The organism is Marinicella sediminis (assembly GCF_002000055.1).
Lineage (GTDB): Bacteria > Pseudomonadota > Gammaproteobacteria > Xanthomonadales > Marinicellaceae > Marinicella > Marinicella sediminis.
On sequence record NZ_MVBD01000004.1, the window covers coordinates 167,255 to 188,760 of the forward strand.

Annotated in this window: 18 protein-coding genes and 1 pseudogene; 7 read left to right on the top strand and 12 right to left on the bottom strand. The window is 48.6% G+C overall.

Going from position 1 to position 21,506, the window contains the following annotated elements; translation table 11 throughout:
* Positions 1-9 precede the first annotated feature (9 nt).
* Positions 10-420 (bottom strand): hypothetical protein, encoded by a 411-nt coding sequence (locus B0475_RS07150; RefSeq protein WP_157892766.1) that lies wholly within the window; start codon positions 418-420, stop codon positions 10-12.
* A gap of 192 nt (positions 421-612) precedes the next feature.
* Between B0475_RS07150 and B0475_RS07155 the strand changes: the two genes are divergently transcribed.
* The gene (locus B0475_RS07155) at positions 613-2,775 is read left to right on the top strand and encodes a choice-of-anchor Q domain-containing protein (protein WP_077411124.1); all 2,163 of its coding nucleotides are present in this window, start codon (positions 613-615) and stop codon (positions 2,773-2,775) included.
* A 91-nt stretch (positions 2,776-2,866) separates the two neighbouring features.
* Here B0475_RS07155 and B0475_RS07160 read toward each other — a convergent pair whose 3' ends face one another.
* Together B0475_RS07160 and htpX are read right to left on the bottom strand one after the other, a co-directional pair.
* On the bottom strand, positions 2,867-3,415 hold the full coding sequence (locus B0475_RS07160) for a GNAT family N-acetyltransferase (protein WP_077411125.1): 549 nt from the start codon (positions 3,413-3,415) through the stop codon (positions 2,867-2,869).
* A gap of 6 nt (positions 3,416-3,421) precedes the next feature.
* Positions 3,422-4,324: a protease HtpX gene (gene htpX / locus B0475_RS07165; RefSeq protein WP_077411126.1), complete on the bottom strand. Its 903-nt coding sequence runs from the start codon at positions 4,322-4,324 to the stop codon at positions 3,422-3,424.
* A 206-nt stretch (positions 4,325-4,530) separates the two neighbouring features.
* On the opposite strand from htpX, the gene typA reads away from it, so the two are divergent.
* Complete coding sequence (gene typA / locus B0475_RS07170) at positions 4,531-6,348, top strand: translational GTPase TypA (protein WP_077411127.1); 1,818 nt, start codon at positions 4,531-4,533, stop codon at positions 6,346-6,348.
* 531 nt (positions 6,349-6,879) lie between these two features.
* Here typA and B0475_RS07175 read toward each other — a convergent pair.
* On the bottom strand, positions 6,880-7,551 hold the full coding sequence (locus tag B0475_RS07175) for a hypothetical protein (RefSeq protein ID WP_232781853.1): 672 nt from the start codon (positions 7,549-7,551) through the stop codon (positions 6,880-6,882).
* 252 nt (positions 7,552-7,803) lie between these two features.
* Between B0475_RS07175 and B0475_RS07180 the strand changes: the two genes are divergently transcribed.
* Positions 7,804-8,790, top strand: a complete 987-nt coding sequence (locus B0475_RS07180; RefSeq protein WP_232781854.1) for a GlxA family transcriptional regulator — start codon at positions 7,804-7,806, stop codon at positions 8,788-8,790.
* An 89-nt stretch (positions 8,791-8,879) separates the two neighbouring features.
* Here B0475_RS07180 and B0475_RS17625 read toward each other — a convergent pair whose 3' ends face one another.
* Together B0475_RS17625 and B0475_RS18035 are read right to left on the bottom strand one after the other, a co-directional pair.
* A complete protein-coding gene (locus tag B0475_RS17625; protein WP_157892767.1) occupies positions 8,880-9,017 on the bottom strand; it encodes a hypothetical protein in 138 nt (45 codons plus the stop codon).
* 33 nt (positions 9,018-9,050) lie between these two features.
* On the bottom strand, positions 9,051-9,221 hold the full coding sequence (locus B0475_RS18035; protein WP_109862363.1) for a DUF1801 domain-containing protein: 171 nt from the start codon (positions 9,219-9,221) through the stop codon (positions 9,051-9,053).
* A 377-nt stretch (positions 9,222-9,598) separates the two neighbouring features.
* Here B0475_RS18035 and B0475_RS07185 point away from each other — a divergent pair, with 377 nt between their 5' ends.
* Entirely contained in the window at positions 9,599-12,487 is a 2,889-nt protein-coding gene (locus B0475_RS07185) for a GGDEF domain-containing protein (RefSeq protein WP_077411129.1), read from the top strand.
* 219 nt (positions 12,488-12,706) lie between these two features.
* Here the strand turns inward: B0475_RS07185 and B0475_RS07190 are convergent, their stop codons facing one another.
* From B0475_RS07190 to B0475_RS07215, 6 genes and pseudogenes are all read right to left on the bottom strand, one after another.
* Positions 12,707-13,627, bottom strand: a complete 921-nt coding sequence (locus B0475_RS07190; RefSeq protein WP_077411130.1) for an arginine deiminase-related protein — start codon at positions 13,625-13,627, stop codon at positions 12,707-12,709.
* The gene (gene dusA / locus B0475_RS07195) at positions 13,617-14,591 is read right to left on the bottom strand and encodes a tRNA dihydrouridine(20/20a) synthase DusA (protein ID WP_077411131.1); all 975 of its coding nucleotides are present in this window, start codon (positions 14,589-14,591) and stop codon (positions 13,617-13,619) included. Before dusA ends, B0475_RS07190 begins: the two co-directional genes overlap by 11 nt.
* Positions 14,588-15,724, bottom strand: a complete 1,137-nt coding sequence (dapE, locus tag B0475_RS07200; protein ID WP_077411132.1) for a succinyl-diaminopimelate desuccinylase — start codon at positions 15,722-15,724, stop codon at positions 14,588-14,590. The genes dusA and dapE overlap by 4 nt, the downstream gene beginning before the upstream one ends.
* Before the next feature lie 2 nt (positions 15,725-15,726).
* The gene (locus tag B0475_RS07205; protein WP_077411133.1) at positions 15,727-16,026 is read right to left on the bottom strand and encodes an ArsC/Spx/MgsR family protein; all 300 of its coding nucleotides are present in this window, start codon (positions 16,024-16,026) and stop codon (positions 15,727-15,729) included.
* Positions 16,023-16,820, bottom strand: a pseudogene (gene dapD, locus B0475_RS07210) (2,3,4,5-tetrahydropyridine-2,6-dicarboxylate N-succinyltransferase); the annotation flags it as partial. The gene B0475_RS07205 and the pseudogene dapD, both read right to left, overlap by 4 nt.
* A 132-nt stretch (positions 16,821-16,952) precedes the next feature.
* A complete protein-coding gene (locus B0475_RS07215) occupies positions 16,953-17,261 on the bottom strand; it encodes a DciA family protein (protein WP_077411135.1) in 309 nt (102 codons plus the stop codon).
* A gap of 43 nt (positions 17,262-17,304) precedes the next feature.
* On the opposite strand from B0475_RS07215, the gene B0475_RS07220 reads away from it, so the two are divergent.
* From B0475_RS07220 to mutT, 3 genes are all read left to right on the top strand, one after another.
* Positions 17,305-18,234: a M23 family metallopeptidase gene (locus B0475_RS07220; RefSeq protein ID WP_077411136.1), complete on the top strand. Its 930-nt coding sequence runs from the start codon at positions 17,305-17,307 to the stop codon at positions 18,232-18,234.
* A gap of 120 nt (positions 18,235-18,354) precedes the next feature.
* Positions 18,355-21,093 (top strand): preprotein translocase subunit SecA, encoded by a 2,739-nt coding sequence (gene secA / locus B0475_RS07225; RefSeq protein ID WP_077411137.1) that lies wholly within the window; start codon positions 18,355-18,357, stop codon positions 21,091-21,093.
* Positions 21,072-21,494 carry an 8-oxo-dGTP diphosphatase MutT gene (gene mutT / locus B0475_RS07230; protein WP_077411291.1) on the top strand — a complete coding sequence of 141 codons (423 nt, stop codon included), beginning with the start codon at positions 21,072-21,074 and terminating at the stop codon, positions 21,492-21,494. Before secA ends, mutT begins: the two co-directional genes overlap by 22 nt.
* Positions 21,495-21,506: the final 12 nt, after the last annotated feature.

Genomic DNA, 21,506 nt, shown 5'->3' on the forward strand with positions numbered 1-21,506 from the left:
ACCAGTTATTCAACGTATCTGATGAGGATTGATGGCATTGACCCATACCCTGACCGGAGACATCACTGCAGCTTCCTTTTGCATCAGCCAATATTCAGCTTCCAGGCTGGTCATGATACCTGCCACCGGTGAATGCGACAGTTTGACTATCAGGTGACTGGTGATGATTTTCCTTGCAACCACATAATTCAACTCATACTGTACAAGCAGCTCCTGTGAAGCCACATCCGCATTGCGCAGATCGGCATGAATGACCCGCAGGTCTCTGATTTGTGCCATCACAGGTATCCATCGGCGATCCTCGATCCGTGTCCAGAACCACCCAACACACAGGACAAGGACACTCAGAACCAGCCACCACAATCGAACTGTTTTATTCAGCAGCAGTTCGGGTGAACAGGCAGTTACGATCAGCTTCATGATTTCGATTGTCTCCTGTATTGTTTCAATGACATCAACCGTCATTGAAGCAGAAAAACACCCATTAACCGCTTTCTGAATGCTGATTTAATCCTGAATCCATCAAAATCAGGTTGTTATCAGGATCTGAAAAGGATTGGATTGCCAATCCCCGGTACAGTGAAACCCTGTTCATTATCTAGGGTGATTATCATGCAACGTTTGTTGTTCTTATTGTGTATTATGATGGGCTTACAACCTGGCGATGACCTGCAGGCTGCAGTCATCACTGTCAACAGTGTTGAGTCAAATAATCCGGTGGCCGAAGACGGCTTTTGTACTTTGCAGGAAGCCGTCGAGGCCACTAACAGCAACCTCGCATCCGGAGTCAGCAGCGGTGAATGTGCGGCTGGTGAACCTTTTCCGGTGATTGATGAAATTCATTTCAGCATAGACATATTACCCGCATCAGTGATCGTCCCAACAGCACTTGAACTGACAGAGTCTGTTGCTGTTGTGGGGCCTCATCAGGACTTACTGACATTACAAGGCATTGGCCTGGATCGGGTGATGGTCATTGACAACCTGGCGGTTGCCAGCTTCAGTGTTTCCGACCTGACCATCAATGGCGGTTTTGCTGGTATCGGTACATCACCTGACAACATGGGTGGCGGCATGCTGGTCTCATTGGCCAGTTCCGACCTGTTACTGGAACGCGTTACGTTCAAAAACAACTACGCAGAATATGCCGGTGGAGCGCTGGCGATTGGCTATGGCGGTACAGTAAACAATGTCATCACCATCAGTCACTGTACGTTTGATGACAACAGCTCCATTGGAACGGTGTTGCAGCCCAATGGTAACACTGGCGGGGGTGGTGCCATATTCATTGGTGCTTTTCAAACGGTCGAGGTCATCAACTCAACCTTCACTGCCAACCGGGCCCTGAACCAGGCCGTTCCATTACCCAGTGGTGATGCCTATGGCGGAGCCATTTGGATGCTGTCTTCTTCGCCCACAGCAACCTCTACCCTGGCGGTAGACTCAAGCACCTTTGATGACAATTCGGCGAATGGTGTCGGAGGAGCCATATCAATTGGCGGACCGGGTTTTCCAACCGATGTATCAGAAGTGGCGATTAAACACAGTACTTTCACCAGAAATACGGCCGATGCCAATTTTTCTGACACCGGTCATGCCGGAGGGGGCATCTATTCATCTTCATCGGTACCCATTGGTATTTTTAACAATGTGATTGCCCGCAATACCGATCATTCCACCACCAGTCGACCAAACCTGTCGGGGTCATTCAACTCCATTGGTCATAATTTCATCAATGGCAACCAGGGTATTTCCGGGGCTTTTCCAATGGGCTCTCCCAATGTCAATGATGACTTTGTGGTACCTGGTGTTGGCACACCGGGGCTGGAACCACTGGCAGACAATGGAGGCCCAACCCTGACCCGGGCGATCGAATTTGATTCCCCATTGATTGATCAGGGCAAGTGCGGTAACAAACTCAGTGATCAAAGAGGTCATCACGAAGACCTGTTAATGACCCGTGCAGTGGACGATCCTGCAGTGACCGATTTTGCAGGCAGCTGCGACATAGGTGCCTTCGAACGGAATGCCCTCAGCATAGATCCTGAACCGATGGCCGTGAATGACCTCTATTCAGTGTTGGAAGACCATACCCTGAATGCATTGGATGCGAATGGTCAGCAAACACCGGCAGACAGTACCGATGACGGTTTACTGGCCAATGACCTGGACGACGACGTGCTGTGGGTGACCTCAGCCGGATTGCAAAACCTCAACACCCTGGACATGGATGATGCCGGTCAGATCAACCTGCAAGCGGACGGCACATTCAGCTACACTCCGCCGGCAGATGAAAATGGTCAGGCCTTCTCGGTTTACCACATTTCCGATCGCATGAATCGCGACCAGGTCAGCTTTGGCATCACTGTGGTTCCGGTCAATGACCCGCCATCATTTGAAGTTGACGGCTCCACATTGTTCAACATCTCCAGCAATGACCCACCACCCATCACCGATGAAAACTGGGCCATCAACATCAGTCCCGGTGCGGCCAATGAAAGTAATCAACAACTGACTTTCGGAGTGACCTACACCGTTGGTGACGCCAGCTTTTTTATCAGCCCGCCGACTGTGGATGTACAAACCGGAGACCTGAATTTTGAGGTGGCTGATGATGCAACGGGTTCGGTCAGTTTGCTGATTTATTTACAAGACAATGGCGACACCGACAATGGCGGATCCAACATTTCACCCAGTGAAATGGTGACCATTAACCGCACCATACCGGATGTCATTTTTGCTGACAACTTTGATGGATCAGCTGGCAGCAATTGAAGTGTGCGGGCACAATAATCAAGCCGGTCTGAGGCCGGCTTGTTGTCTGATCAACCCCCCAATCACGAAACCAGATCAGATTTTTTTGCCCTCATGTGCATGACTGTATCGAGCACCAGGTATCCCGGTCGATGCGGAATATGTTGACCTGATTGTCGTGATAAATGGTCTGTCTGACTGGCTGCATGCCAATGGCCCTGGCCACCCGTTCTGATGCCAGGTTGGTGGTGGAAATGATGGCAATCAAATGCCCACTCAATTGCTGAGAAAACGCATAATCACGACAGCACCTGGCAGCCTCAGTGGCGTATCCATGACCCCAATATTGAGGCAACAGGGAATACCCGATTTCAAGTTCATCTTGTCCATCAACCCTTTGCACCAACAAACCACAGTGACCAACCATATGGCCGGTTGTTTTTTCCAGCAGTGCATTCATGCCACCAAGCCCGTTGTCGTAGCGATGGAATTGCGAGCGATACCATTGAGCACACTGTTCATCCGGCGATTGGATCGGCATCTGCCAATGCCGTGAGGTTTCCGGATCAGTAAAAAAAGGCAACCAGATTGGAAAATCTGATTGCCTGACTGTTCTGAACCTCAAGCGCTCACTGGTGTGGCCAGTCAACAACAATGACATGGTGGATCAGCTGATCACCTGGTTGCTGCTGTATTGAGCCTTTTCCAGGGCCGCAATGCGGTCTTCCAAAGGCGGATGGGTAGAAAACAGTTTGGCCAGGGTGGCTTTGCCACCGGAAATTCCAAAGGCTGCAAACTCGCCTTCCAGTTTTTCAGTGCGGGTGCTGCGCTGTAAAGCTTTGAGGGCATCAATCATGTTCTGATTCCCAGCCAAACGCGAGCCGCCTTCATCGGCATGAAACTCACGCCACCTGGAGAATGAATTGATGATGATGGCCGCCAGAAAGCCAAGCACAATTTGGGCGATGATGGTTCCAATGAATGAGCCCATGGTGTAACCACCGCCCCTTTCATCACGGCTGGCTGCAGCGATGGCATAACCAATGATGCGCGAGAAGAAAATCACAAAGGCGTTCAACACACCTTGCAACAAAGCCATGGTCACCATGTCACCATTGGCTACGTGAGCCACTTCATGACCCAATACGGCTTCTACTTCATTGCGCTTCATGGTTTGTAACAAACCTGTACTGACTGCCACCAAGGCGTCATTTTTTTTCATCCCGGTGGCAAAGGCATTGGGACTGGGTGACTGAAACACCCCAACATCAGGCATTCCAATACCGGCCGCTTCAGCCTGTCGCCTGACGGTATCAACCAACCACTGCTCATCGGCATTGCGGGGTTGTTCGATGATTTCAACACCCATCGATTTTTTGGCAATCCATTTGGACATGGCCAGAGAGATGAAAGACCCCACCGAACCCCAGAGAATCGAGAACACCGCCAAAGCACGGTAATCCAGACCGTTTTGAGTCATGTAATGGTCAAAGCCGAAGACCCGCATCACCACCGAGATCACTGCCAGAATGGCGATGTTGGTGGCCATAAATAAAAGCACTCTTTTCATTGATATACCTGTTAATTCACTTAAAAATCCAACCAGTAAGATTAGATACCAGCGGATAAAATAGGTTCAATTTTACCAACCTCAAGCCTGCCACTGGTCATTATTGATGATATTTGCTGTTAAAAAGCCCGGCAAACGGCAAAAGACAGCAATAATTTCAGATGATTACGCTATAATGCGCGGCTTTTATAACTCCGGTCGTTCACATGTCCACAGAAAAAATCAGAAACATCGCCATCATTGCCCACGTTGATCATGGCAAAACCACCCTGGTTGATGAACTCCTCAAACAATCAGGCACATTGGGTGATCGGGCCGATGATCCAAACCGTCTGATGGATTCCAACGACCTGGAAAAAGAACGTGGTATCACCATCCTGTCCAAAAACACATCGATTGAATGGGAAGGTTACAAAATCAACATTGTGGACACCCCGGGCCATGCCGACTTTGGTGGCGAGGTGGAGCGAGTATTGAGTATGGTTGATTCAGTTTTGTTACTGGTCGATGCCGTCGATGGCCCCATGCCACAAACTCGCTTTGTGACCCAAAAAGCATTCGAAATGGGCTTCACTCCTGTGGTTGTGGTCAACAAGGTTGATCGTGACGGCGCCCGAATTCAATGGGTGATCGATCAGACTTTTGATTTGTTTGATTCACTGGGTGCTACCGATGAACAATTGGATTTTCCGATCATTTATGCCTCAGCCATCAATGGTTATGCCTCAGAAGACGATGAGAACCGTGAAGGTGATATGCGTCCCTTGTTTGAAACCATCACACAAAAAGTGAGTCCACCGGATGTGGACATTGAAGCGCCGTTCCAGATGCAGGTTTCTACCCTTGATTACAACAGTTTTCTGGGCTTGATCGGTATCGGTCGCATCAAAAAAGGAACTGTCAAAACCAATACTCCAGTGACCGTCATTGATTCAGATGGCAAAACCCGCAATGGCCGGATCTTGAAAATTTTTGGCTTTAAAGGACTGGAACGCGTTGAAGTTTCAGAAGCCTCAGCGGGTGACATCGTGGCCGTCTCAGGTATCGACAACATCGGCATTTCTGACACCATGTGTGACCGAGATCATGTGGAGGCTCTGCCTCCATTAACTGTGGATGAGCCAACCATTTCGATGTTGTTCTGTGTCAATGATTCGCCTTTCGCCGGTAAGAGTGGAAAATTCCTGACTTCCAGACAAATCAAAGACCGTCTGGAAAGGGAAACCACCTATAACGTGGCCCTGCGGGTTGAAGAAACCGAAAACTCTGATCAGTTCAAAGTATCAGGCCGTGGCGAACTGCATTTGTCGGTGCTGATTGAAACCATGCGTCGTGAAGGTTTTGAACTGGCCATTTCACGGCCACAGGTGATTTACCGTGAAATCGACGGAGAATTGTGTGAGCCGTATGAGGACCTGGTGGTGGATATTGAGCAGGAACATCAGGGCTCTGTGATGGAGCAATTACTGGGTCGCCGTGCAGAAGTAAAAGACATCGTACCGGATGACACAGGTCGTGTTCGCCTGACTTTCATCATTCCGGCCCGCGGCCTGATTGGCTATCAGTCAGAATTCAAAACCACCACCTCAGGTTCCGGTATCCTGACCCACGTGTTTGATCACTATGGACGCAAACTGAACACCATTGAAAGAAGCCGAAAAAATGGTGTATTGATTGCCAATGGTACCGGTAAAGCATTGGGTTATGCCCTGTTTAACCTGCAGGATCGTGGTCGCCTGCTGATCGATGCCAATGTTGAAGTGTATGAAGGGCAAGTCATCGGCATTCATTCACGTGATAATGACCTGACGGTCAATCCATTGAAAGGCAAACAGCTGACCAACGTCCGTGCCTCCGGTAAGGACGATGCACTGAATCTGGTACCCCCCATTCGAATGACTCTGGAACAATCCATGGAGTTCATTGAAGACGATGAGTTGGTGGAAGTCACTCCTGATGAGATCCGTATTCGCAAAAGACATTTACTGGAACACGAACGTAAACGCGCCAGCCGCGAAGCCTGAGGATTTTGATTGAGATGAGTTAAAAAACGGGCCTGATGGGCCCGTTTTTTTGTACTTGGGAGAGCTGATGATCAGCTCGACCCGCCGACCTGGTTAGGCAGATCATGCAGATATGGCGGTTTGACGAAGTCAAGAAGCCATAATGGAATGATCGATAAGCCGTGAGTGATGGGATGGGTAATGAACGATTGCTGGTTTTCGCTCTGCGAAAGAAAGCGTGTGTGAATGACGTCGTTCGTGCTTGATCACACGACATGATCGCCGAGGCCTCGGTCTCTGTTCCAGACGAGACCCTAACTCCTCCATCCGTAGAGTCGGCTTTCACTTTTGTCAGGAACACATATGCAGTGCGAAGCAACTGCTCAGACAACCGACCTGAAAGACCAAAGTTTTGAATGAAGTCCCAAGATCATTCCTGATTCTTGTCTTGCTGGTTTTTTCTGCTGATAACCCAAAAGGGTATTCCCCTTTTGGGCTATAAAGCAACACCTCAATGCGGGCACAGGGTTCGCAAAAACCACGATCAGTTGGTCAGGGCTGGTAGAATAAATCAGGCACTGATTTTGCGATAACCTCAAAATGATGAACGTTTTTTAGCACACCATTTTCCCAACCCCCTACAATAAGATCGTCAGCATGCAGCTTAAGTGCTGCCGCTACTTTTCCGGAAAAATGAGCATCCCTGCCACTTTCATCAGTAAAGGTATCAAAGATGGCGTAGCTATGGTCATTTAATTTAAGCGATGTCCACAGCAAGGTTTTGGGTTCAGTTTGTTTAACTACAGTGGCTGCACCTATCAACAATTGCTCTAATGGCTGTGCTTTTCCTGGCTGTGCATTAAGTACAATATAGGTCGCTTGTGTTGCACTGGCTGAATTTTTTTCAGGCGCTTTGTAGGACAACACGCTGGCGTTGGTGATGTTGGCAACAACCCCATCATCCCACCCTTGCGCAACCAGGGTATCTGCATTGGCGTTTAAAGCAGCCGCTACCTGACCAGCAAAGTGTTCGGCTCTGCCTGCTTCATTTGAAAAAAAATCAAAGATACCAAAACTACCGTCTGCTTTTTTGAGGGCATACCAGTACAGGGTATTGGGCTCAGTTTCGCTGACGAGCCTGGCCCCTTCAGTCAGAAAATCTGCAAGCTTATTGTTTTGGCCAGTTTGCGCTGTAAATGGAATGTAAGTGGCTTCTTTCATCATAGTCTCCTGTTTGGGTTGGATTTGAGCGTGGGATACCGATGCGCTCATAAGAACGAGTAACGTTGTGGTTAGATATAGGCTGATGTCAGTGATTGCGTTTGATGTTTTCATTTTTAGACCTCTTCAGATAAGTGAATGGCTATTCTAAGTTTGGAAAACACTTGACAGTTAGTGGCAGAAAAGACAACATGCATGCAATATTTGCCAATCAGAGAAAAAACCTGATTTATGCCGACCATAGTGATTCTTTCCATGAACAACGTGCTGCCTTCAGCTTTAATGGGCATCCATGATGTGCTGTCATTAAGCGGCTTACACTTTGTTCAGAAATCTGGAAACGAAGCACCTGACGAAATTGAATGGAGCCCAAACGTCATCCTGGCTAACCATGATGGAAAACCAATTACAGATGGACATGGCCGGACTTTCGAGGTTGATTCAGATCTGAGTGCCATCAGTCACTGTGATGCCCTGTTAGTGCCTGGTTTTGTTCCAGATGGGCACGGTTGTCCACCCAATCCTGTTACCAATTTAAACACAAGGTCTTGGTTGCAAGATTGCCATCAACAAGGCACTCTGATTTGCGGCTCTTGTAGTGGTGTGTTTGCACTTGGGGAGGCAGGTATTCTGAATAACAGGCAATGCACAACAACCTGGTGGTTACATGATGAACTAAAAACCCGTTTTCCCAATGCAAACGCTCAATGGGCGAGCGAACTGATTGACGATAATGGCCTGATTACAGCTGGTGGGCCACTTTCTTGGGTAACCATCACACTGCACATCATTAAAAAACTTGCTGGTATCGAAACCGCGCAAGTAGTGGCTGATTTTTCAGTCGTTGATGCCATACCAAAGTCCCAAAATTTATATGTTCCCAAAGGTTATCAAACAGCTAAACATCCATTCCTTGAAAAAGCTGAATATGCCATTCGCAAGGCGCACTACCAATCCATGAGTACCAAAGATTTAGCTGCAGTGATGGCTATATCAGAACGGACATTGAATCGTAAACTGAAAGCGTTAACCGGTGAAACACCTAAATCGTTCATTGACAGTATACGCATAAGCCATGCATGTACTTTATTGGTCACCACCCAAAAACCGGTGAAAGAAATTGCTTACTCATTAGGCTATTCTGACGATAATGTATTCCGTCGCCTCTTCAAACAGAAAATGGGCATGACGCCATCAAGTTATCAACACGAAAGAATTCATCATTATGACAAGAACCAATAGGCCATTCCGTTACCTGTACAACTTGCTGAGCAATTGAATGTAGCCTGGCAGGAAACAGTGATTGAATGAATTGACTGAGCTCATGCTCATCATGTCAATTCATTATCTAAATCCATTGCCCTTTGGAGGTAATATTCAATTTTCACCGTGTCTATTTCTTCGGGTGTAAAAAACTTCATGTGTCTCATGTCTCGCCCTGTACCTTCCAACTCTTTGGCATCGTCCATATGCGCTCCTTGCATTAACTGAAAGTTTACATGCTACCTATGTGCCATGATGGAGCAAATGTTCTTATTGTGCGAATAGGTTGGCACCCTCCATTTTAACTCTTCTTTTAACCCTTTAGAAAATTCAGTCACAATTCTTCGCAGCTTCATCACGATCTCTTTCATCGGTGAATCCAACTCCTCTATGTACTTATCTACATTCATGACTTACCTCTTTCTGTGGGGTACTTAGACACAATCGTATATGCAGAGGACATCAATGCCACCTTTCCTCATACAAGTGGATATTGACGCACCCATACTTTATAGTCGGTTTATTGTAAGACATTGATTTCTGATTTTGAGAAAAATCACCGTGACAACCTGATGATCATACAAATTCAAAAAGTTTTTCAATCCGGTTAATAAAACAAAGACTGCGATGGAATTGGGGAGATTACAGCAGTCTCATGCCTGACTCTCAAGGCACTTTGATTTTTTCAACCCATAAAAAATTGGTCAACGGTAATTCAAATTCTGTTATCCTGTATTGAAACATTGGGGTGGCGGCAAGTCATTTCATTTCACAGTTTAGGGGAATCGTGCTGAATTACGCGTTGATCAAACCATTCATTTGGGCACTGCTGGGTCTGTATTTGATTCAGTCACCTGCCCATGCCACCATCGTTGGTACACCACCACTGACCAAAATCAACATCCCCTCTGAGCCTTACATCACCTTCTTTGATATGGCTCAAGACCACAACAACGTCATCTACCTGACTTATGACAAAGGACTGAAAATATTTGATGGCAACCGCTGGGATACCGTGGTTATCCCCAATACCATTTTGACCCGAAAATTATTTGTTGATGAACAAGGAAAGGTCTATGTGGGTGGCTTTAATTTTTTCGGTTATGTCAACCGCAATGAGCTGGGTGCATATGAATTCATCGATTTAACCCCAACCCAAAATCCCACCAATTTTGCCAGTATTTGGAGCATCGCCAGCTGCCAGAACCTGATTTATTTCAAGGCATTGAATCACATCTACCAGTACGACCCCAAAACCGGTAACATCTCTTCATGGTCTTTCAAAGGAAAGCTGGGTGATGTGATATGCCATCAGGATCAGGTGCTCTTACAGGACCGCTCCGTAGGTCTGAAATACCTGGCCGATGGCCTGTGGGTCGACAGTCCCATCGAGTTGGAAGACAACAGCCTGGTTTATGATTTCCAGGTTTTGGACAACCAAAACATATTCATCCATTCACAATCTGATAACTGGCGTCTGATTGATGGGCATGAAGTAAAAGCCATCCATTTTGATGCCCATATGCCACCTTTGGGTAGTTTTTCAAACTCTCTGGCATTGGCAAACAACCAAATCATCATGGGTAGCAAAAACGGTGGCTTGACTTTCCTGGATTTCAACACCTTCACGGCCCAATCTTTTCAGCTCTCAAACGACTGGATTTCATCCATCATCAAAGCCAATGACGGTGGATTGTTGATCTTATCCAACTTCACCATTTACCACCTCACTTGGCCCAGCCCATGGCGCATTCAAGGCCCGAATTCAGGATTAAGCAGCGACATTTTTGATCTGGCTGTCTGGAATGACCAGTTGTACGCCACCTCCAGAGCTGGGGTGTTTCTGGAATTGCCCCAACAACAAGCAGGTGCCGATAAAAACTTCACAACCCTGGATTGGACCAACCAGGAAGCCTGGAAAGTATACCCGCTGAATGATGAGGAAATGCTTTTTGCGGAATCGCACTATGCTTATCTGGTGACCCGTGATGGCAAACGCACTCAGCTTACTGACATCATCTACCCACGTGATTTTCTGGCTTCCAAATACCACCCCGATCATATTTATATGCTCACCGAACTGGACACACGTCTGCTGTTGCGCGAAGGCGGGCAATGGCGTGACTGGGTGGTGGCACCTGGCAAACCAAACAGTGTCATCGAATTGAGCCCTGATACCTTGTTAATCACCACGATAGAGGGACGTTTTTTCAAGGTGGTATTGAATGACGAGCTTAACGCTGTGGAAGCCACGGTTGAGATGCACCACCAGGCAGGCATGTCGGCTAAAGAAATCAGTCAACTGCAACTCTACCCCGGCCCCAATGATTCTGTCATCGGCATAACCCAGGAAAAGTATTACCAATTCGCTCACAACGAACTGCAGCCCAACGACCTGAATGGCCTGCAACAACTGGTGGCTCCCAAAGACATCTCAGGCATGGGCACCAGCCCTGATGGTCAGGTTTGGGCTCACAGCAGTACCCAACTGTATTTATTGAATGAAAAACAACAGTGGGAGGTCATTGATGCGACCGATTACCTACAAGGCGGTATTTACGACGTTGAATTTTTAGCTGACCAGGTCAAAATATCATCCAACAGTGTCATTCTCAGTTACTTGTTTAACCAGCGTCAAGTCACCGGGGAAGTCAGTGGCAAAATGATGATCACCGCGGCATCGTTGATGCCCAAAGATGGCTCCAATCCTGTGGGCTTTCCGGTGGTGAACACCTCCCCTTTTACCATGGGTGCAGACGTGGGTGGTTTGACCATTGAGTGGACTTTTACCGACATCAAAAACCTCGGTGCCACAGAATACAAATACCGGCTGCTGGGACACAATGACCAATGGTCTCCTTTCAGTCAAAACACCCAAGCCAATTTTCTGGAACTGCCTGCTGGAAATTATGCCTTTGAAGTGACCGCCAAAGACGTCAATGGCAGCACCCATAACAGTCCGCAGCTGACTTTTAATATAGAACCCCCTTGGTATCTGACACCGCTGGCAAAAGTGGCCTGGTTGATGTGTGGTCTGGCCCTGTTATTCTCGGTATTTAAATTGTTTCTGATGTGGCGCGAACGCAAGCATGAGGAACAGAAAAAAGCCTTGAAAGCCATCATCAATGAAAAAACCCATGCCTTGAAACTGGCCAACGAAGCTTTGCAGGATTTAGCTCACAAAGATCCCCTGACTGGTCTGTCCAATCGATTGTTTCTGGATCAGTACATCAATGAACTGATTGAAAACCAGATTTCCCGGTTCTCAGTGATCATGATGGATATGGATCACTTCAAGCGCTATAACGACAACAAAGGCCACCTGGCCGGCGATCAACTGCTGGAAAAATTTGGCCAGTCTTTGTTGACCCGGATCAAACGCAAACAGGACCTGGCAGCCCGGTATGGTGGCGAAGAATTCCTCATAATCCTTCCCCAAACTGATCAACAACATACTTTAATGGCGGCAGAAAACATCCGCAGCCACACCGAAAATCAACCCGAAAAAACCACCGTTTCCATTGGAGTGGCTTTCGCTGATGGTAATCAACCCATCAGGTCCGCCAAAGACATTTTCGCCCTCATTGACCAGGCAGATAAAGCATTGTATGAAGCCAAAACCACCGGCCGCAATCAGGTGGTGGTCTACAGCGAAACAAAGATTGCGGCAGATTAGGAAGATTGCCACGGCTGCAAAGCAGCCTCGCAATGACAGCATGTAAAGCCCTGAGGGCGATTTCGGACGGAAAGATCAAGGCGGACGTGTTTTAAAGTCTCTTTCGCTACCGCATCATGCTCTCGCGGCAGACCTACATCCATGCGGGCCATCGCACATGCGTGCGCGTAAACGTCTTAAAACCCAGGTCCAACACAGAGGTTCTGCCCAAAATTGTCTTCAGAAGATTTCACCGATCATGCAGCGCAGTGATCCTCCTGCTTTTTCCAGCTCAGAAACCTCAACCCCGTGCAAAACAAACCCCCAGGATTCCAGCGTGCTGCGGGATTCGGCTGACAACGCATCATAAGCCGTTTGACTGAAAAACACATCTTTGGCCGTAATGGAAATGCAATTGCCGGCGAAAGCCAATTTCTCTTCATCACTGATGAACAAAGTACGGTCCTTGTAAAAGTTTGCGATGGCATCAACCACAGCCGGATCGGCAAATGAATCCTTGTGCATCACACAGGCTTCACCAGCCAGACAAGCCATCACCACATTGGTGTGGTATTCACCTGCTGCCAGATCAAACTGAAACATCAAATCGGTCCCAAAAGCCTCATCCAAGGCCCGGGCACCGGCATCATCAACCCGCTCGGTCATGCCAACAAATCCGATGTTGCGCGCCCGGTCAGGCACCAACACACCAGTCAATTCAGCAACGGCTGTATCATGGTCTATTTCGTATTTTTCATAGCCCAGGATGTCACCAAAAAATTTGCGAATATCTGCTCGCTGAGTTTCTTTTTGTCGATTTTCATACTTCATAGAACCAATCACATAGCGGTGGTGATGTGTGGTCGCAAAGGCATTATTGGGAAACACCGCATCGGGTGTTTCCGGAGATCCCGGGAAGGTCACCACTGGCACCCCGACTTCGGTAATGGCTCTGGCCAGTTGCTGATGTTGATACATGGCCAGTTTGACATCCACCTGTTGATCCATGAGCATGTACTCATTGTCCTGCGCGGTCTGCTGGTCCAGGCGAAAACCAACCGGACTGACCATAAAAGCCGCTTTCATGCTGGCTGCCTGCTTGATGGGATAAGACTGTTTTTGTGTGGCTTCGATGAAGCCCTCAACGGTTTTAATGAGCATATTTCACCTTTTCTCTTGCTTCTGAAATCACCGAAACATCGGTTTTTCTGCGGGGCGCTTCAGTCACCAGATATGACTTCCACTTCTTGTTGCCAGACATACCATGATACAGCCCCAGGATGGGTCTGATCAACCAATGCAAACTGACACCTTGTTCAATCATTTGTGCACAGTATCGGGTGTAGGCTTCCAACACCTCGTCACGGGTGCGCTGCAATTCACCCATGCCCATGGCAATGTGCATGTCACGAATCAGCCAGGGCGCGTTCCAGAACGCCCGACCGACCATCACCCCATCCACATGAATCAACTGTTCGGTGGATTGTTCAACGGTTTCAATGCCGCCATTAAGCACCACAGTCAGTTCCGGATGGGCGGCTTTTAAGTCATGGGCATAGTGGTATTTCAGTGGTGGCACTGACCGGTTCTGCTTTGGGCTCAGGCCTTTGAGCAACGCTTTCCTGGCATGCACAATAAAAGTCTCACAGCCGGCCGCTGCCACGGTTTCGATGAACCGCTCAAAGGCCTCATAAGAATCTTCATCATCCACACCAATTCGAGACTTGATGGTTACCGGGATGTCCACCGCTTCCTGCATGGCAGTGAAACAGGCTGCCACGGTGTCCGGCTCTCTCATCAGACAGGCGCCAAAACGGCCTTTCTGCACGCGATCGCTGGGACAACCCACATTCAAATTTACTTCAGCATAACCCAGGTCTTCTGCCAGTCGGGCACATTGAGCCAAGTCAGCAGGATCACTGCCACCAAGCTGTATGGCAACCGGCGATTCAGCCGCGGAGAATGCCAACAATTGTTCTTTTTGTCCGTAAAGAATCGCTCCGGTGGTGATCATTTCCGTGTACAGCAACACCCGATCAGATATCAATCGATGAAAATAACGACAGTGCCGGTCAGTCCAGTCCAGCATGGGGGCCACTGATAAGCGACGATCAATAACATTCATGGCTGCAACAATAAACGGTGTATCAAGTCCAGGTAAATGTTTTCCAGCTGTACCAAATGACTGATTTTTTCACACTCATTGACCTGATGAATGGTCTTGTTAATCGGCCCCAATTCCATGGTGGCGATGCCATGTGGCGCGACAAACCGCCCATCAGATGTGCCCCCGCCTGTATTGAATTCAGGTTCGGTTCCGGTGATTTGACGAATCGAAGCTGCCAGGGCCTGTTTATAAGCCTCATCCTGACAATGAAAGGGTTCGCCAGACAATTGCCAGCTCAGCTCATAGTTCAGCTGGTGGCGATCAAGAATCTGTTGTAACTGTGCAGCCAGGGAATCCTGTGATGACGTGGGCGCATAGCGAAAGTTAGCAGTGATTTTCAATTCTCCGGGGATGATGTTCGGAGCCCCCGCTCCGGCCTCTACAGCAGAAACCTGAAAACTGGTGGGCGGAAAATCAGCGTTACCCTGATCCCAGGCAAAACGACCCAGTTCGTCCAACGCTGAGGCTGCCAGAAAAACCGGATTGGCAGCCAGCTGTGGATATGCCACGTGCCCTTGTTTGCCTTGGATAGTGATGTGTACATGCAATGAGCCGCGACGACCCACCCGCACCGTATCACCCAGTTTTTGACCGCTTGATGGCTCACCCACCAAACAATAATCGAAATGATGCTTGTGAGCCATTTCGGGCATGAACTGCCGTACCCCGTTGATCGCCTCGCCTTCTTCATCACTGGTCAACATGAGGGCAACTTTCCCGGGATGATTGGGGTTTTGGGCAACGAATTTTTCCATCGCCAGAACCATGGCAGCGACTGAACCTTTCATGTCGGCCACGCCACGTCCGTACAACACCCCGCTTTCCACATGGGCTGATAAGGGGTGATGTTTCCAGGCAGACAACTCACCGGGCGGCACCACATCGGTGTGCCCCAGGAACATCAAGGCAGGGCCAGGTTGTTCACCATGCCACATCAACACATTATCGACCTCACCAATCCTTTGGTGTTCGCCCTGAAAACCCTGACCACCCAGGCGATTCATTAATAACGGCTGACAACCCGCATCATCGGGGGTATAGGAGGGTTTTTCAATCAGCTGCCTGGCCAGTGTGATGACTTCTGGTTCCATGATTACAAGCCTGTTTTAAAATGCCCGTCAGCATACACCACCGGGCGTTTAATCAATGTGGGGTGCGCAACCAGGGTGCTGGCGGAGAGGGTTTCACGGGCTGCCTGGTCCAGTTGTCTCCAGGAGGTGCTGCGTTTATTGACCAGTTGCTCAAGCGCAATGTCGGCCAACATGCGTTCAACCAGTGGCAGATCAATGCCATCGACCCGGAAGTCATGCAACTGAGCATCCATGCCTTCACTGGCACAACGCTTCAGTGCCGCCCTGACTTTGTCACAATTTTTAATGCCGTAGATAATCATGAGCGGAGCAATTCATTGATGGATGTTTTGGCGCGGGTTTTATCATCCACTTTTTTCACGATCACTGCACAATTCAAGGCATATGAGCCATCTGCGGAAGGCAGGCTTCCAGGCACCACCACCGATCCTGGCGGCACATGACCATAACTCACCTGACCGGTTTCACGGTCATAAACCTTGGTGCTTTGTCCCAGATAAACCCCCATGGAAATGACGCTGCCCCGGCCTACCCGAAAGCCTTCAACCACTTCACTCCGGGCGCCAATAAAACAATTGTCTTCGATGATGGTTGGTGCTGCCTGTAAAGGTTCAAGCACACCGCCAATACCCACACCACCTGACAGGTGAACATTTTTACCAATCTGTGCACAACTACCAACCGTAGCCCAGGTGTCCACCATGGTGCCGGCATCCACATAGGCTCCAATGTTCACATAGGAAGGCATACAAACCACACCCCGCCCCAGAAAAGCACCCTTGCGCACCGTGGCAGGAGGCACAATTCGCGCACCCACAGCGCGAAAATCTTCGGCCGTGGCATCAGCAAACCGACACGGCACTTTATCCCAGTACTGGTGGGTGGTACCCGGCATCACTGCATTGTCATGCATGGCAAAGTACAGCAAGACGGCTTTTTTCAGCCATTCATTGACCTGCCAGTCATCCCCGCTGGGTTCGGCCACACGCAATGCGCCTGTTTCCAGACCATGCAGGGCATGCTCTACGGCATCCGCGTATGTGGCAAACAGTTCTTCACTGCTCAACGTTTGCCTGTCTGTCCAGGCTTGTTCAATGATTTGTTCTGTATTCATGTTGGTAAGTCTAAGTCAATGGCTAACAGCCCGGCATTATAAACTGCCCTGAGGGGCAAGTCAGCCCCGGTCTGTTGGATTGTCTGCCGGAATCAAGGCTGATGAATCGGCTTGTCAGGAATTTAATTCAACTTTTACCTGTAGTTTCTTGACAGATATTTTGAATTCTGTTTGTAATGTCTGTAAAATGCTCCGGCTGTACATGCGGATTTTGCTGGCTTCCATCTGAGTCCGACACAGGAACACCGCCGTCTCACCTTTGAGATTTGCCAGTTGACACATGCCCCTGACCTGAGCGGGCATTGACAGCTGCAAGGCATCATTGAGCTTTTTCAGTTGCCCGGCGCGCTGAATCAATCCGGAAAGAGATTGATCCTGTGCCAATGAATCTTGTATAGAGTGGAACCCGCGGGATTTTCGCATGGGGATATTTGAATCTTAATGAATGTGATTGGCAAGTTTTTTTATGAATAATTTAACACTGATAAAGCACGAAAAAACAGGTATTGTTCAATACCATTTAAGCGATCAAAAAGTACGTCAAAAATTACTGGTTGTGGCCGTGGGCTTGTTCCTGTTGTTATTTGCCGCCGGCGCCCTGTTTGGCGCTTTTGTCCTGAATGATTCCAATGCCGAACAACAAAAAATCAAAGACCTGCAGGCACTGGTGGAATTGCGTCAACAGGAACTCATCCAACATAAAAAGTCCGTACAAAATGACATCGACTCGATGTCCCTGCAAATCGGTAAGCTGATGGCCCATTCGACCCGGCTTAACGCGCTTGGTGATCGACTCACGGTGGTGGCTGACATCAGCCAGGAAGAATTCAATCTGACTGAAGAGCCAGGCATTGGTGGCACCGAGCCGGAGCTGACAGGCGAAGTCAACACCCCTCAAAGTCTCTATGAGCATTTGTTCAATCTGGAAGACACCTTCACTCAGCAACAGGAAAACCTCAACATACTGGCGCAGCTGCTCAACGAGCAATCTCTTGAGCAGAATGCCACACCACATGTGATGCCATTGAAACAGGGTTGGATTTCATCTTACTACGGCAAACGCATTGACCCATTCACTGGCCAGCAGGCCAACCACCCAGGCATGGACTATTCAGGCAGTTATGATTCTGAAATTGTTGCTGCCGCTGATGGCGTGGTGGTCTGGGCGGGTAAGCGCAGCACCTATGGAAACATGGTCGAAATCGATCATGGTAACGGGTTTGTAACCCGCTATGCCCATGCCGACAAAATACATGTTGAGCTGGGGCAGAAAGTCACCGCTGGGGAACTCATCGCCATCATGGGCAAAACCGGTCGGGCCACTTCAGAGCATCTGCACTTTGAAATCATCAAAAATGGTCACAAAGTCAATCCCTTGCCGTTTGTGAATTCCTGACCTATCAATAAAACCGGACGGGGGCAAATAAATCAGATTTATTTGCCCCTTTTACTTGAATAATGTATGGAACGATTCCACTTAAGGTTCCATTAAGCGTGGGCAAATAATTAGTTAACTATGGCACTCAATTCACTTTTCACCAAAGTCTTTGGCAGCAGAAACCAAAGATACATCAGACAACTGGACAAAATCGCAGATCGCGTTGAAGCACTCGAACCAGAATTTCAATCGCTCAAGGATGAGGATTTTACCCACAAAACCCAGGAGTTCAAAGACCGGGTGGCTGCTGGCGAATCCCTTGACGACATCCTGCCAGAAGCATTTGCGCTGGTCAGAGAGGCTTCAGTCAGAACCCTTGGGATGCGACACTACCATGTCCAGCTGATTGGCGGTATTGTGATACACCGCGGCAAAATTGCCGAAATGAGAACCGGTGAAGGTAAAACCCTGATGTGTACCTTACCTGCCTACCTGAACGCACTGGCCGGTGAAGGCGTACACGTGGTGACCGTCAATGACTACCTGGCAAGCCGGGACGCCAAGTGGATGGAGCCACTTTACAATTTCCTTGGTATGACCGTAGGCGTGGTCGTTCCCAACCTCACCCATGAAGCCAAGCGGGCCGCCTATGCTTGTGACATCACTTATGCCACCAACAATGAACTGGGATTCGATTTTCTGCGTGACAACATGGCTTTCAGCCTGGATGCCAAAGTACAGCGCGAACCCTTTTTCGCGGTGGTCGACGAAGTGGATTCCATTCTGATTGATGAAGCCAGAACCCCACTGATTATATCCGGACAGGTTGATGAATCACCTGATGTATACAACCGGGTTAATAAAATTGTACCACTACTGGAGCGCGCCACTGAGGAGCCTGACCCGAAAGAGATCAGCAAAGCGATCCTTAACAAACAATCCCTGCCCGAACCCGATGGTGATTTTTCTGTGGATGAAAAATCCAAACAGATATTCCTTACTGAACAGGGTATGCAAAACACCGAAGATCTGCTCAAAAAGAATGGATTGATGAATGCCGATGATTCACTGTATGACACACAACACATCTCACTGATGCATCACGTCAATGCCGCATTGCGTGCCCATCATTTGTTTGAAAAAGACGTCGACTACATCGTCAAGCAAGGTGAAATTGTTATTGTGGATGAATTCACTGGGCGCACCATGGAAGGCAGGCGATGGTCAGATGGCCTGCATCAGGCGGTAGAAGCCAAAGAAAATGTACCTATCCAGAAAGAAAACCAAACCCTGGCATCCATCACCTTCCAGAACTATTTCCGCCTGTATCCCAAATTATCAGGCATGACGGGCACGGCTGATACCGAAGCCTATGAATTTCAGACCATTTATGGCCTTGAGGTGATTGTGATCCCAACCCATAAACCGATGATTCGTGATGATCAGGGTGATTTGGTGTATTTCAATCAACAAGCCAAATTTGCAGCCATCATCGAAGACATCATTGACTGTTGCGAACGAAAACAACCGGTCCTGGTGGGTACTGCATCCATTGAAGTCTCGGAATTGTTGTCCGCTGAACTGAAGAAAAAGAAAATCAAACACAATGTACTGAATGCCAAACAGCATGAACGCGAAGCCCTGATCGTCGCAGAAGCAGGCTTGCCAGGGGCGGTGACCATTGCCACCAACATGGCCGGCCGGGGTACCGACATTGTACTGGGTGGCAACGTTGACGTTGAGATCGCTGAGAAAGAAAACATCACAGACACCCAAAAAGAACAACTCATCGCTGACTGGAAAAAACGCCATCAGCAAGTGCTGGATAATGGCGGATTACGCATCATCGGTACCGAGCGACATGAATCCAGAAGAATCGATAATCAATTACGGGGCCGTGCCGGTCGTCAGGGCGATCCGGGTTCATCCCGTTTCTACATTTCTCTGGAAGACAATCTGATGCGCGTCTTCGGCCAAAGCCGCATGATGGACAACATGAAACGCTTCGGTATGAAAGAAGATGAATACATTGAGCACAAATGGATCAGCCGGATCATTGAAAATGCCCAACGTAAAGTAGAGTCTCACAACTTTGACATCCGTAAACATTTGCTGGAATACGATGATGTGGCCAATGATCAGCGAATGGTCGTTTACCAACAACGCGCTGACTTACTGGAAGCTGAAGAAATTGGTGAGTACATTGCCGATACCCGTGAAGAAGTGTTTGATAACATCATCAGACAACACATTCCACTGGAAAGCGTTGAAGAGCAATGGCAAATCCCTCAGCTGGAACGTGTGCTGTCCCATGAATTTGGAATAGACATCAACATCAACCGCATACTGGAACGCGATGAAGACCTTGATGACGATGGACTGACCGACAAAATCCATGACCACATTGAGCGATACTTCAAAGAAAAAGAAGCTTTGACTGGCTCCGAAGTGATGCGTCACTTTGAAAAAGCCGCCTACCTGAATACCCTTGACCAGTTGTGGAAAGAACACCTGGCACAAATGGACCACCTCAGACAAGGCGTTGGACTGCGTTCGCATGCCCAGAAACAACCGATACAGGAATACAAGCGCGAGTCCTTTGAAATGTTCAAAGACCTGCTGGATAAAATCAAGTATGAAACCACACGCATCATCGCCAGGGTTAATCTGCGCCAGGAAGAAGATGTGGCGGCAATGGAAGCCAAAGAAGAGCAAAACGTCACCTTTCAGCACCAGTCTCCGGGCAGTTCAACCAGCAATCCACAAACTGACAAACCGGAAACTTTCGTCAGAGAAGGCGAAAAAGTGGGACGCAATGACCCTTGTCCCTGTGGTTCCGGGAAGAAGTATAAACAGTGCCACGGCAAACTGACCTGAGCCACAGCAAACACATTCAGGTGGTTGTGCTGATTCTGGAAAACCAGTCAGGCAACTACCTGATCACCCAACGCAAGAAAACCGCCCACCTGGGTGGATACTGGGAATTTCCCGGTGGAAAAGTTGAACCCGGCGAATCATTCCTCACTGCACTGCGTCGTGAAAGCCAGGAGGAACTGGCCTATCAGCCCCATGACCCAAGTTTATTGCTGCACCTCGATCACAGCTATCCTGAACAACATGTCAGCTTATACTTTTACCATCAACTTGACCCCTCTGCCAAAGTGATCGCCAATGAACAACAAGCCATGCGCTGGGTCAGCCTTAAAGAGTTACACAACACCCAGCTCCCACCTGCCAATTTACCTGTTCTGGAATACCTGGCCGCATCTGAAGAATGAAGGTGAGGCCCA